The 15,257-nt window shown below is 65.7% G+C and carries 19 protein-coding genes; 7 read left to right on the top strand and 12 right to left on the bottom strand.

What is annotated here, in order from left to right:
* Positions 1 to 23 precede the first annotated feature (23 nt).
* Both G570_RS05770 and hemF read left to right on the top strand, forming a co-directional pair.
* Positions 24 to 473 carry a tRNA (cytidine(34)-2'-O)-methyltransferase gene (locus G570_RS05770; RefSeq protein WP_037500064.1) on the top strand — a complete coding sequence of 150 codons (450 nt, stop codon included), beginning with the start codon at positions 24 to 26 and terminating at the stop codon, positions 471 to 473.
* Positions 470 to 1,312: an oxygen-dependent coproporphyrinogen oxidase gene (hemF, locus tag G570_RS05765; protein ID WP_037500061.1), complete on the top strand. Its 843-nt coding sequence runs from the start codon at positions 470 to 472 to the stop codon at positions 1,310 to 1,312. The genes G570_RS05770 and hemF overlap by 4 nt, the downstream gene beginning before the upstream one ends.
* Before the next feature lies 1 nt (position 1,313).
* On the opposite strand, the gene G570_RS05760 is transcribed toward hemF, so the two are convergent.
* The gene (locus tag G570_RS05760; protein ID WP_037500059.1) at positions 1,314 to 2,114 is read right to left on the bottom strand and encodes a hypothetical protein; all 801 of its coding nucleotides are present in this window, start codon (positions 2,112 to 2,114) and stop codon (positions 1,314 to 1,316) included.
* Positions 2,115 to 2,209: 95 nt separating this feature from the next.
* Between G570_RS05760 and lipB the strand changes: the two genes are divergently transcribed.
* Together lipB and G570_RS05750 are read left to right on the top strand one after the other, a co-directional pair.
* Positions 2,210 to 2,869 carry a lipoyl(octanoyl) transferase LipB gene (lipB, locus tag G570_RS05755; RefSeq protein WP_037503904.1) on the top strand — a complete coding sequence of 220 codons (660 nt, stop codon included), beginning with the start codon at positions 2,210 to 2,212 and terminating at the stop codon, positions 2,867 to 2,869.
* A gap of 86 nt (positions 2,870 to 2,955) precedes the next feature.
* On the top strand, positions 2,956 to 3,198 hold the full coding sequence (locus tag G570_RS05750) for a hypothetical protein (protein ID WP_037500056.1): 243 nt from the start codon (positions 2,956 to 2,958) through the stop codon (positions 3,196 to 3,198).
* 78 nt (positions 3,199 to 3,276) lie between these two features.
* Here the strand turns inward: G570_RS05750 and queE are convergent, their stop codons facing one another.
* The 10 genes from queE to G570_RS05700 form a co-directional block, all read right to left on the bottom strand.
* The gene (queE, locus tag G570_RS05745; protein WP_037500053.1) at positions 3,277 to 3,909 is read right to left on the bottom strand and encodes a 7-carboxy-7-deazaguanine synthase; all 633 of its coding nucleotides are present in this window, start codon (positions 3,907 to 3,909) and stop codon (positions 3,277 to 3,279) included.
* Complete coding sequence (queC, locus tag G570_RS05740) at positions 3,906 to 4,580, bottom strand: 7-cyano-7-deazaguanine synthase QueC (RefSeq protein ID WP_037500050.1); 675 nt, start codon at positions 4,578 to 4,580, stop codon at positions 3,906 to 3,908. The genes queE and queC overlap by 4 nt, the downstream gene beginning before the upstream one ends.
* A complete protein-coding gene (locus G570_RS13990) occupies positions 4,577 to 4,927 on the bottom strand; it encodes a DUF3147 family protein (protein WP_037500047.1) in 351 nt (116 codons plus the stop codon). The genes queC and G570_RS13990 overlap by 4 nt, the downstream gene beginning before the upstream one ends.
* A gap of 140 nt (positions 4,928 to 5,067) precedes the next feature.
* Positions 5,068 to 5,466, bottom strand: a complete 399-nt coding sequence (locus G570_RS13145; protein ID WP_051504068.1) for a DUF3617 domain-containing protein — start codon at positions 5,464 to 5,466, stop codon at positions 5,068 to 5,070.
* Between the two features lie 52 nt (positions 5,467 to 5,518).
* On the bottom strand, positions 5,519 to 6,418 hold the full coding sequence (hslO, locus tag G570_RS05725) for an Hsp33 family molecular chaperone HslO (protein WP_037500044.1): 900 nt from the start codon (positions 6,416 to 6,418) through the stop codon (positions 5,519 to 5,521).
* A 39-nt stretch (positions 6,419 to 6,457) separates the two neighbouring features.
* The gene (locus tag G570_RS05720; protein ID WP_037500041.1) at positions 6,458 to 7,255 is read right to left on the bottom strand and encodes an SDR family NAD(P)-dependent oxidoreductase; all 798 of its coding nucleotides are present in this window, start codon (positions 7,253 to 7,255) and stop codon (positions 6,458 to 6,460) included.
* Positions 7,256 to 7,276: 21 nt separating this feature from the next.
* Positions 7,277 to 8,206, bottom strand: a complete 930-nt coding sequence (gene argF / locus G570_RS05715) for an ornithine carbamoyltransferase (RefSeq protein ID WP_037500038.1) — start codon at positions 8,204 to 8,206, stop codon at positions 7,277 to 7,279.
* Positions 8,203 to 9,390, bottom strand: a complete 1,188-nt coding sequence (locus tag G570_RS05710; RefSeq protein WP_037500035.1) for an aspartate aminotransferase family protein — start codon at positions 9,388 to 9,390, stop codon at positions 8,203 to 8,205. Before G570_RS05710 ends, argF begins: the two co-directional genes overlap by 4 nt.
* A gap of 179 nt (positions 9,391 to 9,569) precedes the next feature.
* Positions 9,570 to 10,082: a hypothetical protein gene (locus tag G570_RS05705; RefSeq protein ID WP_037500033.1), complete on the bottom strand. Its 513-nt coding sequence runs from the start codon at positions 10,080 to 10,082 to the stop codon at positions 9,570 to 9,572.
* Between the two features lie 224 nt (positions 10,083 to 10,306).
* Positions 10,307 to 11,134, bottom strand: coding sequence for an ABC transporter permease (locus tag G570_RS05700; protein ID WP_037500031.1), 828 nt, complete (start codon positions 11,132 to 11,134; stop codon positions 10,307 to 10,309).
* Between the two features lie 71 nt (positions 11,135 to 11,205).
* On the opposite strand from G570_RS05700, the gene G570_RS05695 reads away from it, so the two are divergent.
* Positions 11,206 to 11,883 (top strand): GcrA family cell cycle regulator, encoded by a 678-nt coding sequence (locus G570_RS05695; RefSeq protein ID WP_037500028.1) that lies wholly within the window; start codon positions 11,206 to 11,208, stop codon positions 11,881 to 11,883.
* A 46-nt stretch (positions 11,884 to 11,929) separates the two neighbouring features.
* Here G570_RS05695 and G570_RS05690 read toward each other — a convergent pair whose 3' ends face one another.
* Positions 11,930 to 12,442: a hypothetical protein gene (locus G570_RS05690; RefSeq protein WP_037500025.1), complete on the bottom strand. Its 513-nt coding sequence runs from the start codon at positions 12,440 to 12,442 to the stop codon at positions 11,930 to 11,932.
* A 125-nt stretch (positions 12,443 to 12,567) separates the two neighbouring features.
* On the opposite strand from G570_RS05690, the gene parE reads away from it, so the two are divergent.
* Together parE and G570_RS05680 are read left to right on the top strand one after the other, a co-directional pair.
* On the top strand, positions 12,568 to 14,553 hold the full coding sequence (gene parE, locus G570_RS05685) for a DNA topoisomerase IV subunit B (RefSeq protein ID WP_156930467.1): 1,986 nt from the start codon (positions 12,568 to 12,570) through the stop codon (positions 14,551 to 14,553).
* Positions 14,554 to 14,577: 24 nt separating this feature from the next.
* Positions 14,578 to 15,204, top strand: a complete 627-nt coding sequence (locus tag G570_RS05680) for a DUF6445 family protein (protein ID WP_051504067.1) — start codon at positions 14,578 to 14,580, stop codon at positions 15,202 to 15,204.
* Positions 15,205 to 15,257 lie beyond the last annotated feature (53 nt).

The raw sequence follows: 15,257 nt of genomic DNA, 5'->3' as shown, positions 1-15,257 counted from the left end.
GCTTCGCGACTATCGCGAACGGGATGCGCATTGCACTCTACCAGCCCGAGATCGCCGGCAACGTCGGGGCGGTCATGCGCCTCGGCGCCTGCATGGGGGTCGCGGTCGACCTGATCGAACCGATGGGATTCGAATGGGACGACCGTCGGGTGCGCCGCACGGCGATGGATTATATCGACCATGTCGAGGTGTGCCGCCATCCGGACTTTGCGACCTTCCGCGCCGCCCGACCCGGCCGGCTGGTGCTGTTCAGCACCAAGGGGGACAAATCGCCTTACGAATTTTCCTTCGAGCGCGACGATATTTTGATGTTTGGCAAGGAAAGCGCGGGCGTTCCCGCCGACGTCGCCCAGCAGGCGGACGCCGTCCTGCGAATCCCGATCCGTGCGGGCGTGCGTTCGTTCAACCTTGCCACCTCGGCAGCGCTCGCCCTAGGCGAAGCACTGCGCCAGACCGGAGAATTGCCCCGATGAAACCGCTCGACAGCCAGCAGCAGGCCGCCCGCACCTGGTTCGAATCGCTGCGCGACCGAATCTGCGCCGAGTTCGAAGCGATCGAGCGCGAAGCGGGCAGCGACGCGGCCTTCGAATATACGCCGTGGGACCGGACCGACGACAGCGGCGAACCGGGCGGCGGCGGCGTCCGCAGCCAGATGAACGGCAAGGTCTTCGAAAAGGTCGGCGTCAACGTATCGAGCGTCGGCGGCACCTTCAGCCCGGAATTCGCCAAGCAGATCCCGGGGGCGGAGGACGACCCCAGCTTCTTTGCGACCGGCATCAGCCTCGTCGCCCACATGGCCAACCCGCATGTGCCCGCGGTGCACATGAACACCCGCTTCCTGACGACGACGCGGCGCTGGTTCGGCGGCGGCGCGGACCTCAATCCCGCCATCCCCTATCAGGAAGACACCGACGCCTTCCATGCCCGCCTGCGCGCGGCCTGCGCTGCGCACGATCCGACCTATTACGAACGCTTCGCGCAGTGGGCGGAGGAATATTTCTGGCTACCCCATCGGGCCCGGTCGCGCGGCGTGGGCGGCATCTTCTACGACCGGCTGGAAGATCATTTCGACGAGAATTTCGCCTTCACCCGCGACGTCGGCGAAGCGTTCCTAGACATCTTTCCGCAGATCGTCCGCAAGCGGATGAACATGCCCTTCACCGACGCCGACATGGAACAGCTGCTGGAATTCCGCGGCCGCTACGTCGAATTCAACCTGCTCTACGATCGCGGCACGCTGTTCGGGCTCAAGACCGGCGGCAACATCGACGCGATCCTGATGAGCCTGCCGCCGCTGGCGCGCTGGAAATAGGTCAGGCGGCCGGTGCCCCGCGGTCGGCAAGATTGACGTAAATCCGTCCGACGAGCGCGGAATAGACCGCCGAGACCAGCGCGGCCAGCAGGCCGTTCAACAGGCCGGTGATAAGCGCGCTGAGGCTGAGCGGCTCCAGCGGTCCAACCGCCAGCGCGACCAGCGTGCCGACCACCGTCATGATCGCGGTCGACAAGAGAATGCTGGCCAGCCCGAGCAGCAGGATCACCAGGAACAGCTTGCCGAAGTGTCCGCGGGTGAGCGCCCAGCTGCGCCGGATGATCGCCGATACCCCGGCGTCCTCACCCATCGCGACCCCGATCATCGGCAGGAAGCGCACCGACAGGAAGATGCCCAACACCGCCACCAGCAACAGGGTGACGGCAACGCCTTTGACCCGCACCAATTCCTCGGGTGACATGGTTTCCAGCCTGGCGATGCCGTCCATGCCCAGCGATGCACCAAGCATGAACACGGCAAGCAGCACGAGGGGACCGTAGATCGCGATGCCCGCGCCGATCACCGCCCACAGTCGGCGGAACGCCTTGCCGATCGCTTCGCCGATGCTGCCCCGCCAACCGATGGCGAGCTGGGCGATCGCCAGCTGCCCGGCCATCGACACGATCATCAGGATCAGGCCGACGAAGCCGCTCGACCCGCCTTCCTTGGCCGGATCGATCCACGCCTGCACCGTCGCGGGAATTGCCACCAGCGCCAGCGCGATCGGCGCCACCAAGCGGGATTCGCGGGCCAGGAAGGCTGTGGTTTCTTCCCAGGACTTGCTGATCGATAACGGCGACATTGCTACTCCCCCATGTTCGGGTTTCCTATGGGGCCGCGCTCGTTCGGGCGCAATCGCCCTTGCGATGGCCAGGCGGCGGGGGCATGGCGCTCGCGATGAGTGCTGACGACATCGAATGGCGGGTAAGCGAGGGACTGGTGCCCTACCCCGACGCGCTGGCCGAAATGGAAGCGCGGGCCGCGGCGGTTCGTGCCGGCGACGCGCGCGAGCTCATCTGGCTGCTCGAACATGAGCCGTTGTTCACGGCGGGGACGAGCGCCGATCCGGCTGAACTGTTCAACCCGATGGGCTTTCCGGTGTACGACGCCGGACGCGGCGGGCGCTACACCTATCACGGACCGGGACAACGGGTCGGCTACCTCGTCCTCGACCTTGAAAAGCGGGGCAAGGATATCCGCTGCTTCGTCCATGCCCTTGAAGGTTGGATGATCGACGCCCTCGCCGAACTCGGCGTGTCGGCGCGGCGGGAGGCCGGGCGCATCGGCATCTGGACAGGCGAAGGCGCCGAGGAAGCCAAGATCGGCGCCATCGGCGTACGCGTGAAGCGGTGGGTGACGATGCACGGCTTTTCGATCAACGTCGCGCCCGATCTTACCCACTTCGGCGGGATCGTGCCGTGCGGCCTTGCCGACTTCGGCGTGACCAGTTTGCAGCAGCTTGGCAAGAATCAGGGCATGGAGGCCGTGGACGCAGCATTTAACCGGAATTTACCGCGGTTTCTCAACCGCTTGCACGTTTCCCAACAAGTCGCTTGAGCGCCCCGCATCGCGCCTCTATGTTGCGCGCGATTTGCGGGAGGGGGAGCCTGACAGCAAATCTCATAATCAAGGGAGTTTACTGAATGCGTGCTCTGATCCTGGTCGCCGCCGCGGCCCTGGCTGTTTCGGCTTGCAGCAAGAACGAAGCCGCCGAAAACACGATGAACGTCGACGAAACGCTGACGACCGAAAACGTCGTCGCCAACGACACCATGGCTGTTGACGCCGCGAATGCGACCGACGGCGCGATGGCCGCCGACGCCAATGCGACGGACGCCAACGCGACCGACGCCAACGCGACTGCCGAAACCACCAACGCGATGTAATCGCGCTGGAAGCTGCCTGGTGCGGCTTCCACGGTTTCAAGGGGCTGCCGGTCCGCCCGGCGGCCCCTTTTTCTTTACCTATTTGAGGCCGGCGACCTTGTGCGCCTGAAGGCTGAGCCGCCAGACCGGCCGTTCCATCGCCAGCGCGATTGCCGCCTCGATCGAACGATCCAGCGCTGGGCCGTCCATCGGCTGGACCAGGAAGTTGGCGAAATCCCACTGCTCCAGCCCGGCCGGGTCGATCCCCGCCTGCGGCCAGACCAGCTTCAATTCGTCGCCCCTGCGCTGGACGACTTCGCTGCCCGGCTTGGGACTGATGCACAGCCAGTCGATGCCGGGAACGGCGGCGATGGTTCCGTTGCTTTCGACCGCGACCCGGAAGCCGCGATCATGCAGCGCTTCAACCAGCGCGACGTCGAGCTGCAGCATCGGCTCGCCGCCGGTGATCACCACCAGCCGGCGCGTTTTGCCCTCGCCCCACATCGACGCGACATGGTCGGCCAGCGCGTCGGCCGTCGCAAACTTGCCCCCGCCCGGACCGTCGGTGCCGACGAAGTCGGTATCGCAGAACTGACAGACGGCCTTGGCCCGGTCCTGCTCGCGCCCAGTCCACAAATTGCACCCGGCAAAGCGCAGGAACACCGCGCGGCTGCCGGCCTGCACCCCTTCGCCCTGCAGCGTCAGGAAGACTTCCTTGACCGCGTAGCTCATCGGGCCGCGTAGCGGGTCGGGTCGGGCAGGCCCGCTTCCTCGAACCCCTTGGCGCGCAGGCGGCAGGCGTCGCAAAGTCCGCAGGCGCCGCCGTCGGGCGCGGGGTCGTAGCAGCTATGACTCATCCCCGCGTCGAGCCCCAGGCGATGGGCCTCGCGCGCGATGTCGGCCTTGGTCATGTGCAGCAGCGGCGAATGGATGGTGAAGGGATCGCCCTCCACCCCCGCCTTGGTCGCCTTGTTGGCCAGCGCTTCGAACGCTTCGACGAATTCGGGGCGGCAGTCCGGATAGCCCGAATAGTCGAGCGCGTTGACCCCGACGAACAGGTCCCGCGCGCCCGCCGCTTCGGCCCAAGCCAGCGCGAGGCTGAGGAACACTGTGTTGCGGGCGGGGACGTAGGTGACCGGGATCCCCTCTTCCACGCCGCCCTTGGGCACGGCGATGTCGCTGGTCAGTGCCGATCCGCCGAACGCGGAAAGGTCGAGCGGCAGGACGATGTGCCGGTCGGCCAGTTCGGCGGCAATGCGCCTCGCCGCTTCCAGCTCTACCCGGTGGCGCTGGTGGTAATCGATGGTCAGCGCAAGGACGCCGAACCCGGCCTCGCGCGCCAGGGCGGCGCACACCATCGAGTCGAGCCCGCCCGACAGCAGGATGACGGCCTGTTTCGTCACAGCTTCACCCCCAGCCGCGGCAGCGCCCAGAAGGCGGCCGCGTAGAGCGCCATCGTCCCCGCCATGACTATCGCCAGCGCCATCCAGTAATTCACGCCCGACCGAAGCAGCAGCGGCAGCGCGATGAACAGCGGGATCGACGGAACGATGAACGCCAGGATCGACGTCGACAACTGGCCGACTTGCTCGGCATCGCGGGTTTCGGCGTAAAGCAGGCTCATCGCCAGCAACGATGTGATCGGCAGCGCGGCGAGCAGGCCGCCCCATCCGGGATAGCGCTTGGCCACCACCGTCACCAGCGCGACCGTCAGGCCGGCAAAACCGGCTTTGGCAAGGAATGACAACATGATGCGCGCCCCTACCGCCTTGGGCCGCAAAAAAATAGGGCCGCCGCAGCGACCCAGTTTGGGCCTCGCAGGCCCTAGGGAGGAAAGCGTGCCGAAGAAGGGCACGTCCCAACCTCTACGCCGATATGGTTAACAAAGGCCTACCGGCTGCACTCGCCGACCCGGCGCGCGTGCAGCTGGTAATGGAACGGCAGCCCCCGGTTGATGCCTTGCGTGTCGACCCGCAGGGTGCGCGGGGTGATCAGGGTGACATCGGACCGCCCGAACCCGCCGTCGGCGCAGGTGTAATGGAACACCGCCTGCGTGCCGTGGTCGGCGATGACGACGCGCGTGCACTGCTGCCCAAGATGTTCATATTGGGCTAGTGCGGCCGGATCGGGAACGCATAGCCGCTGGGCATTCTGCCCCTGCGCGTTGCGGCTGACTTCCCACAGGCCGCCCGTCGCGGGCGCCAACGCACGCGGCCCTGCGGCCGCCACGGCGACGGCCGAAGCGGCAATTGCGGCGATCGCCAGCGTGATTCGCGTCCCGCGATTCATGGCCGCCCATTTACCACAGTGGGGTTAACGGGCGCTAACGCTTCGACGGGCGTCAGGCCTGGACCGGCGAAATGGGGAAGCTGGTCGCGCAGAAGGCGCAGTCGACTCGGATGAACCCGTCGTCGCCGACCATCTCGGCCTGTTCCTCGACCGGGAATTTGGCGATGACCGAGGCGATATAGTCCGGGTTGCAGCGGCAGCCACGGCTGAGGCGCACGGGCGCGAGCGTGCGGACTTCCTCTTCCTCGTGCAGCAGCCGCCAAACGAGGTCGTCGAGCGGCAGCGTCCGGTCGGTCAGTTCATCGTCCGTCACCGAACCGACCAGCGTCGCGACGTGCGGCCATTCGGGATGGTCGAGCCGGGTGTGAAGCCGTTCGCGGCCTTCCTCGCCCTCGGGCAGGTGCTGGAACATCAGTCCGCCCCCGACCCACCCGTCCGCGCCCTTCGCGACCGACAGGCGGACGATCGACGGAATTTGCTCGGACTGGGCGAAATAGCTTTGCGCGGCTTCGGCCAGGCTCTCGCCTTCCAGCGGGACGATCCCCTGGTAGCGCTCGTCGGTCGCCGGCTGGTCGAAAGTGATGGCGAGATAGCCCTTGCCGAACAGCGAGAAGAGCGACGGCTTCGGGCCTGCGTCGGCCAGCCGCCCCTTGTCGTGGCGAACATATCCGCGCAGTTCCCCCGCCTTGTAATCGCACACCAGCAGTTCGACCGCGCCGGCATCCGTCTGGGCCTGCAGCGTCAGCTGGCCGGTCGGGTCTTTCAGCAGAGAGCCGAGCAACGCGGTCAGCACCAGCGCTTCGGCCAGCAGCTTCTCGATCGCCGGCGGATAATTGTGGTTGGCAAGGATGCGGTCGAGCGTCGGCCCGATCCGCGCGGCGCGGCCACGGGCGTGCCGCGAAGGGACGGTGACGCCAAGCGCCACATCTTCAAGAAGCGAAATGTCGGTCATTGTCGCGCCAGATGGGCATTCGGGTGGCGAAAGGCAACCTCAGCCCGGCGAGGCGGCCGATCCGGCCAGCAGGCCGCCGTCGATGTCGAACTCGCTGCCGGTGATGTAGGGCGCTTCGTCGGAAGCGAGGAAGACGCACAGCGCGGCCACTTCCTCGACCGTGCCGAAGCGGCGCAACGGCGTGTCCGCGACGAAGGCCTTCATCCTTTCCTCCCGGTCCGGCCCATCGCCGATCATCGTCTCCCACATCGGGGTGAGGATCGCGGCGGGGTGGACCGAATTGCAGCGGACCTTCCAGCCCTGCTGCGCGCAATAAAGCGCGACCGACTTCGAATGGTTGCGGATCGCCGCCTTCGACGAGGCGTAGGCCGCCGCGCCCGGGATGCCGACCAGCCCGCTGCGCGACGACATGTTGATGATCGCCCCCTCGCCCGTCCGCCGCATCGCTCGCAACGCATGGCGGCAACCAAGGAAGGTGCCGTCGAGGTTGACGCGGTGGACGCGGTGCCATTCGTCGAGGCTGGCATGTTCGGGGTCGTGCGGCCCCTCCCCTTCTTCGAAACCGGTTATGCCCGCATTGTTGACCAGGATGTCGAGGCGGCCGTGAACGGACAAAAGCGCGGCCATCGCTGCGTCCCATTCCGCTTCGTCGGCGACGTCGAGCCGCATCGCGCGATGACCCGGGCCGAGCGATTGCGCCACGGCGCGCGCGCCGTCCTCATTGATGTCGGTAACCCAGACGGTCGCCCCTTCGCCCGCGAAAGAACGCGCGATGCCCTCGCCGATCCCTTGCGCCGCGCCGGTGACCAGCGCGATCTTTCCACTCAGCCTGCCCATGCCGGCCTCCTTCGGCCCAGCCTATAGCTTGCCGAGGCACCACATCAGCAACGCCTTTTGTGCGTGCAGGCGGTTTTCGGCCTCGTCCCACACCGCCGACTGGGGACCGTCGATGACGGCATCGGTCACTTCCTCGCCGCGATGCGCGGGCAGGCAATGGAGGAAGGTGGCGCCGGGCGCAGCTTTGGCGAGCAGCGCGTCGTCGACGCGGAACGGCTCAAAGGTGGCAATCGTCTTGCCGGCGTCTTCCTCGCCCATCGACACCCAGGTGTCGGTCACCACCACATCGACCCCTGCGACCGCCTGTTCGGGCGTTGATACCAAGGCGACGGCCCCCGGCCCGCGTGCCGCGCGATCGAGGAACGCCTCGTCCGGCGCATGCCCTTCGGGCGTCGCGATCCTGAGGGCGAAGGCCATCATGGCCGCCGCCTCGATCAGCGAATTGCAGACATTGTTGCCGTCCCCGACCCACGCCCAGCTGGATCCGACCAGCTTGCCGCGATGTTCGATCACCGTCTGCATGTCCGCGAGCAGCTGGCAGGGATGCGACAGGTCGGTGAGGCCGTTGATCACCGGGACGCTGGCATGGCGGGCGAGTTCTTCGACCTTCGCATGATCGTCGGTGCGGATCATGATCGCATCGGCGAAGCGCGACAGCACGCGGGCCGTATCGGCGATGGTTTCGCCCCGGCCAAGCTGGGACGATCCGCTGTCGAGGATGATGGCACTGCCGCCGAGCTGGCGCATGGCAAGGTCGAAGCTGACCCGGGTGCGGGTCGAGCTTTTTTCGAAGATCATCGCCAATATGAAGCCGTCGAGCGGCCTGTCGGGATCGACCCTGCCCTTCGGCCAGCCGGCGCGCCGTTCCTTGCGCGCCATCGCCTCGCCGAGAATTGCCGAGACTCCTTCAATCCCCGCGTCAGAAAGGTTCAGGAAATGCCGGACGCTCACGCCGCTTCGGGGACCTTGTACTTGGCGGCGGCCGCCGACAGTTCGTCGACAAAGGTGCGGATGTCGGCTTCCTCGATGACCAGCGGCGGCAGGACGCGAACGACATTGTCGCCCGCCGCGACCAGCAGGATGCCCTCGTCGCGCAGCCAGTTCACGAACGCGCGGCTGTCGGTCTTCATCTTGATGCCGAGCATCAGGCCCATGCCCCGGACGCTTTCGAACAGGTGATCGTGATTGGGGATCATCTGTTCCAGCGCCGAGCGGAGGCGCTCGCCCATCTTGGTGACATGGGCGAGGAATTCGGGATTGGCGACAACGTCGAACACCGCTTCGCCCGCCGCCATGGCGAACGGGTTGCCGCCATAGGTCGAACCATGGGTGCCGACGACCATGCCGGCCGCCGCCTTTTCGCTTGCGAGGCAGGCACCCATCGGGAAGCCGCCGCCGATCCCCTTGGCCGAAGCCATGATGTCGGGCGTCACGCCATATTGTTCGTAGGCGTAGAGCGTGCCGGTACGGGCGACGCCGCACTGCACTTCGTCGAACACCAGCATCAGGTCATTGTCGTCGCAGGCCTTGCGCAGGCCCTGGACGAATTCCTTCGACGCCGGGCGGATACCGCCTTCGCCCTGGACCGGTTCCAGCAGGAAGCCGGCGGTATGTTCGTCGATCGCGGCCAGCGCCTGTTCGAGGTTGTCGAATTCGACGACCTTGAAGCCCGGCAGCAGCGGTGCGAAGCCGTCGCGCAGCTTTTCCTGATTGGTCGCCGAAATGGTCGCCATGGTGCGGCCGTGGAAGGCGTTGGAAAAGGTGATGAGATCATGCTTGTGGGCGTTGCCCTTGGCATGGTGATAGCGGCGCGCGGTCTTGATCGCGCATTCGACCGCTTCGGCGCCCGAATTGGTGAAGAAGACGGTGTCGGCGAAGGTCAGGTCGACGAGGCGCTGCGCGAACTTTTCGCCCTGCGGGCTGCCATAGAGGTTCGAAACGTGGATCAGCGTTTCCGCCTGCTTCTGCAGCGCCTGCGTCAGGTGCGGATGGCCGTGGCCGAGCAGGTTGACCGCGATGCCGCTCGCGAAATCCAGATACTTCTGACCATTCTCGCCGTAGAGGTAGAGCCCCTCCCCTCGGACCGGCCGCACGGCGCAACGCGGGTAGACGGGCATGAGCGGCGTGATGGCCATGGGGGCATTCCTCTTTGGTTTGATCGGTGTGCAACGGCAAAGGGCAGCCCGTCAGGACCGCCCGCGCCGCCTATACCGCCGCCCCTAAACAAACGGAACCCCCGCAAAGAGAAAGGGGCGGCCCCCGCGATGGGAGCCGCCCCTGACTTACGCTTCACCGGGCCTACTGGCCGACTGGCTTAGTCGTGATGCCGACCGTGGTCGTCTTCCCAACGGTCGTCGCGTCCGTCGCGGTCGCGGCCGATACGGTTGTCGTAGCGATCGTTGATGCCGTCACGGTCGTAATCGCGGCCGTAGTAACCGTTGTTGTTGTAGGCGTAATTGCCATAACGGTTGCCGTCGCGCGCTTCGCGGTAGATGCGATTTTCGAGACGGGCGACGCGATATTCGAGTTCGCGCGATTCACGGTAGTTCAGCCCGTTGTAGGCCGACTGCCGAAGGCGATATTCGATGCCGCGCGATTCATTCATCAGCATCGCCGCTTCACGGTTCGACAGGATGTTGCGACGATCGAGTTGGACGATCTGGCGCTGCAGGTTGTCGACCCGGGCCTGAAGGCGACGCGCCTGGCCATAGTTGTTGTAGCCATAGGCATAGCCCTGCGGCTGCGGCGGCGCCCACTGGGCGGCGGCGGGGGCCGCAACGGCCAGCGTCGAAGCGGCAAGGGCGGCGGAAATAAAAACCTTACGCATATTCACTCTCCTCAACTGAGGTCTTTCGATTGGACGGTTCTGCACCCCCCGCCTTGAGGAGATGCTGAACACGCCCGTTATCGACCGTTCAGGAGGCAAAACGGCGCAAGTGGCTGTAATGTCCGGATGTCGTCCCAGGTTAATGATGAACCGCAGGCAACATGAGACGAACCGACCGCATGCCTGTCAGCAAACTGCGCCCGAATCGCAGGCACTAACCCGAATCAGTTTTTGATCTTCCAGCCGCTCTTGAGGAGGGCGTAGCAGGTCGCGAACAAGGCGAGGTTGATCGCCACCAGCACCGCAGCCCCGAGCGCGACCGGCGAATCCGCTTCGCCCAGGAAGCCGTGGCGGAAACCGGAGATGATATAGAAGAAGGGATTGGCGTGACTGATCGCCCGGAAGGCAGGCGACAGCGCGTCGACCGAATAGAAGGTGCCGCTGAGCAACGACAAAGGCGCGACGACGAAATTGGTGATGGCGGCGGCATGATCGAATTTCTCCGCCCAGATCGAGGTGATCAAGCCGAAGAAGGCGAGCATCATCGCGCCCATCAGGCCGAAGAAGAAGACCGACAGCGGTTGCGCCATGCCGACGTGCACGCCGGGCCACCACAGCATCACGAACCAGACCGCGAAGCCGACCAGGAAGGCGCGGGTGACGGCGGCGCCGACCAACCCGGCGATCAATTCACCAGTCGACAGCGGCGGCATGAGGTAATCGACGATCGTCCCCTGCATCTTGCCGACCAGCAGGCTGAAGCTTGAATTGGCGAAGCTGTTCTGCAGCATCGCCATCACGATCAGGCCGGGCGCGATGAAATCGGGGAACGGCACGCCCAGTACCATCTTGCCGCCGCGACCGAGCGCGACGGTGAAAATGATCAGGTACAGCATGGTCGTGACCGCCGGCGCCCACACGGTTTGCAGCTGGACCTTGAAGAACCGCCTTACCTCCTTGATATAGAGGGTCTTAAGGCCGCCCCAGTTGATCCCGCTTAAAACCGGTTGGCCGGGTTCCTTCGATACCCAAGATGGAGTCTGGTCGTTCACGCGACAATCGCCTATCGGCTGTCGCGAGTTTAGACAACCGGGGCTTTGAACCCGACGGAGCAAGAGATTTCATGAGCTGGACCGAAGAGCGCATCGAACGGCTGCGGACCATGTGGGCCGACGGTTCGACCGCCAGCCAGATCGCCGAGGAACTGGGCGGCGTCAGCCGCAACGCCGTGATCGGCAAGGCGCACCGCCTTGGCCTCGAGTCGCGTCCTTCGCCGGTGAAGGCGGGCGAGGAAAAGGAAAAGAAGGCCAAGGCACCCAAGGTCGCCGCGCCCAAGGCCGCCAAGCCTGCGCCCGCGCCCAAGCCCGCACCGGCGCCCAAGGCTGCGGCACCGGCCGAGCCGCGCGCCGAACGCGCCGCCGCGCCGACGCAGGCCCCGGCATCGCCCCCGCTCGATGCGCAGACGATGCAGTATCGCTCGGTCGGCCCCGGTGGCTTCATCCGCCAGGGACCGGGCGACATGCAGGCGCCGATCCCGCCCGCACCGCCGCGCCGCCTGGTTCCGGCCAAGCCGAGCGCCGAGGTTGCCGACAAGACCAGTCTGCTCGATCTCAACGATCGCGTTTGCCGCTGGCCGATGGGCCACCCGGGCGAGCCCGACTTCCATTTCTGCGGCCAGCCGTCGAACCCGGGCTATCCCTATTGCGTCGCCCATTGCGGCGTCGCCTACCAGGCGCAGTTGCCGCGCCGCGACCGGCGCCCGCCGCCGCCGCTGCCTTTCGGCGGTCCGCGCGTCCGATAAACGAAAGCCCCGGCAGCGATCGCTTCCGGGGCTTTTTGCTATCTGGTCAGTTTTGCCGTGGTCGCGCCGCCAGCCACTTGTTGCGCTCGTCGAACCAGGCTTCCCGCCACAACACCCATTCGGCCGGGGTGAGCGATGCGGCATCGCGCATCCATCGCGCGCTGGCGGCAGTCCATTCCTTGTCGTTCACGCCATATTCGGCGCGCCACAGTTCGAGGTCGCGGCCAAGGCCGGCCCGCACCTGCTCGACCAGCGCAGGGGGCACTTCGGCGCCTGCACGCACACGATCGGCGAGCTTCCGCGCCGCCTCTTCGCGCTGCAGCGACACCGTGTGAACTTCGGCCATGGCGCGGGCGCGGACTTCGTCCTTGCGCGCAACGTCGCCCTGCTTGTTGAACACCATGCCGTTCTTGCAAATCGAGTTGGCCGAGCTTTCCATCGAGCCGCACGCCGAATTCTGCAGCGAATGATCGACGTTGGGGGTGGTGAAGCCACCTTGCGGCCCGCCATCCCCGCTCTGTGCCGCCGCCGGCGTTGCCGCCGCAGCCAGAAATGCCATCCAGGCCAATGCAACAAACCGCATAACCGTCTCCCCCCGAGCGGTTCCGATCATGCGCGGTTGTGGCAAATTTGCCAACACCCCGCGCTTGGCAGCAGGCGTTTGTGCCCCCTATAGCTGTTCGCATAATGTCCGACTTGTTTGACTCCAGCCAGCCCACGTCGTCCGGTGATTATGATGCATCCGCCATCGAGGTTCTCGAGGGGCTGGAGCCGGTTCGCCGTCGTCCCGGCATGTATATCGGCGGCACCGATGCGCGCGCGCTGCATCACCTCGCCGCCGAGGTCATCGACAATTCGATGGACGAAGCGGTCGCGGGCCATGCATCGCGGATCGAGGTGACGCTGCATGCCGGTAACAAGCTGACCGTCGCCGACAACGGCCGCGGTATCCCGGTCGACCCGCATCCCAAATATCCGGGCAAGTCGGCGCTGGAAGTCATCCTCACCACGCTGCATTCGGGCGGCAAGTTCGAGGGCAAGGCCTATTCGACCTCGGGCGGCCTGCACGGCGTCGGCGTCAGCGTCGTCAACGCATTGTCGACCGAAACGATCGTCGAGGTCGCGCGCGACAAGAAGCTCTACCGCCAGGCCTTCGCCAAGGGCAATGCGACGTCGCAGCTGGAAGAGGTCGGCGCAGCCCCCAACCGGCGCGGCACCACCGTCACCTTCACCCCCGATCCTGAGATTTTCGGGGCGGATGCGATTTTCAGCCCGGAGCGGCTGTTCAAGCTGTCGCGGTCCAAGGCATATCTGTTCGCGGGCGTCGAAATCCGCTGGCGCTGCGACCCGTCGCTGGCCAGCGAGAAGGTGCCCGAACAGGCGGTCTTCCAATATGACAACGGCCTTGCCGACCAGCTGGCCGAGACGCTCACCGGCCGCGAATGCTTCACCACGCCCGCCTTCACCGGCAACCAGGATTTCCCGGACGGGCAGGGTCGGGTCGAATGGGCGGTCGCCTGGCCGATCTGGACCGAGGGCGACGCCAAGGACTATTACTGCAACACCATCCCCACGCCCGACGGCGGCACGCATGAGGCGGGCCTGCGCGCGGCGCTGACCAAGGGGGTGCGCGCCTTCGCCGAGCTGGTCGGGCAGAAAAAGGCCAAGGACATCATCCCGGACGACGTGATGGACGGCGCCGAGCTGATGCTGTCTGTATTCATCCGCAATCCGCATTTCCAGAGCCAGACCAAGGATCGGCTTACGTCGCTCGAGGCCGCGCGCTTTGTCGAAGGCGCGGTCCGCGACCATTTCGACCATTATCTCGCCGACAATATGGACCGTGGCCGCGCGCTTCTGGGCGCGATCATGGAGCGGATGGACGAGCGCCTGAAGCGCCGCGCCGAGCGCGAAGTGAAGCGCAAGACCGCGACCAGCGCGCGCAAGCTGCGGCTGCCCGGCAAGCTCACCGACTGCGCCAATGACGACGCCGAAGGCAGCGAGCTGTTCATCGTCGAAGGCGACAGCGCCGGCGGCAGCGCCAAGCAGGCGCGCAACCGCAAGACGCAGGCCATCCTGCCGATCCGCGGCAAGATTTTGAACGTCGCCTCGGCCACCGCCGACAAGATCCGCGCCAACCAGGAAATCGCCGACCTCATCCAGGCGCTGGGCTGCGGCACGCGCGACAAGTTCGACGAAGCTGCGCTGCGCTACGAACGCATCATCATCATGACCGACGCCGACGTCGACGGGGCGCATATCGCGACGCTGCTGATGACCTTCTTCTTCCAGGAAATGCCGGAGATGGTGCGGCGCGGACACCTGTTCCTCGCCCAGCCGCCGCTGTACCGCCTGACTTCGGGCTCGAAGTCGCTATACGCCCGCGACGACGCCCACCGCGCCGAGCTGGAAGCCAATGAATTCAAGGGCAAGAAGGTCGAGGTCGCCCGCTTCAAGGGGCTGGGCGAAATGAACCCCAACCAGCTCAAGGAAACGACGATGGACCCCGCGACCCGCTCGTTGATCCGCATCACCCTGCCGAGCGAATATCAGGACCGGCAGCCGGTGAAGGATTTGGTCGATCGGTTGATGGGCAAGAACCCCGAGCACCGCTTCAACTTCATCCAGGCCCGCGCGGCGTCGCTGGATGACGAAGCGATCGACGCTTGAAGGACTAGCGGGAGTGGACGGTCGATGATCCCATGCGTCTTCGTGATCGACGACTTCCATCCCAACCCGTATCGGTTGCGCCAGCGCGCATTGAGCTTCAACTACGGTGTGGAAGGCCGCTATCCGGGACAAAACAGCCATCAGAAGGTGGAGATCAACTGGCTGGAACAGGCGATCGGACGCATCGTCGGTGCGCCGGTTCACGCGCCTTGGGGCAGCGACTATTCCCACCAATGCTGCCGCCTGGCACTGGCCAGCGACGGCGCGCCCGCGCGCATCCATATCGACGAGAGCGACTGGACGGGGGTCCTCTACCTGACGCTTGACGAGGACTGCCAAGGTGGAACCGAATTTTACCGCCACCGGCCCACGATGACCGATCGTGTGCCGATGACGGTCGAGGGGGTCCAGGCGCTAGGCTTCCCCGATTACGAAACGCTGCAGCACCAGATCCTCGACATCGACGCGCTCGACCGATCGAAATGGGAACTGTCGATGCGGGTACCGATGCGGTTCAACCGGCTTGTCCTGCTGCAGGCCCAATATTGGCACACCGCGGGGCCGTCCTTCGGCGACTGCCCCGAAAACGGGCGACTGGTCTATTTGATGTTCTTCAAACATGGGCCGGGCGTGTCGCGGACCGGCTCTTAGGCGCAGCGCCGCCAGCCGCAGAAATACGACCGCCGCGGACGTAGAACGTCCTG

The organism is Sphingomonas jaspsi DSM 18422 (assembly GCF_000585415.1).
In the GTDB taxonomy this organism is placed as follows: domain Bacteria; phylum Pseudomonadota; class Alphaproteobacteria; order Sphingomonadales; family Sphingomonadaceae; genus Sphingomicrobium; species Sphingomicrobium jaspsi.
This window is presented reverse-complemented; position numbering and strand designations above follow the sequence as displayed.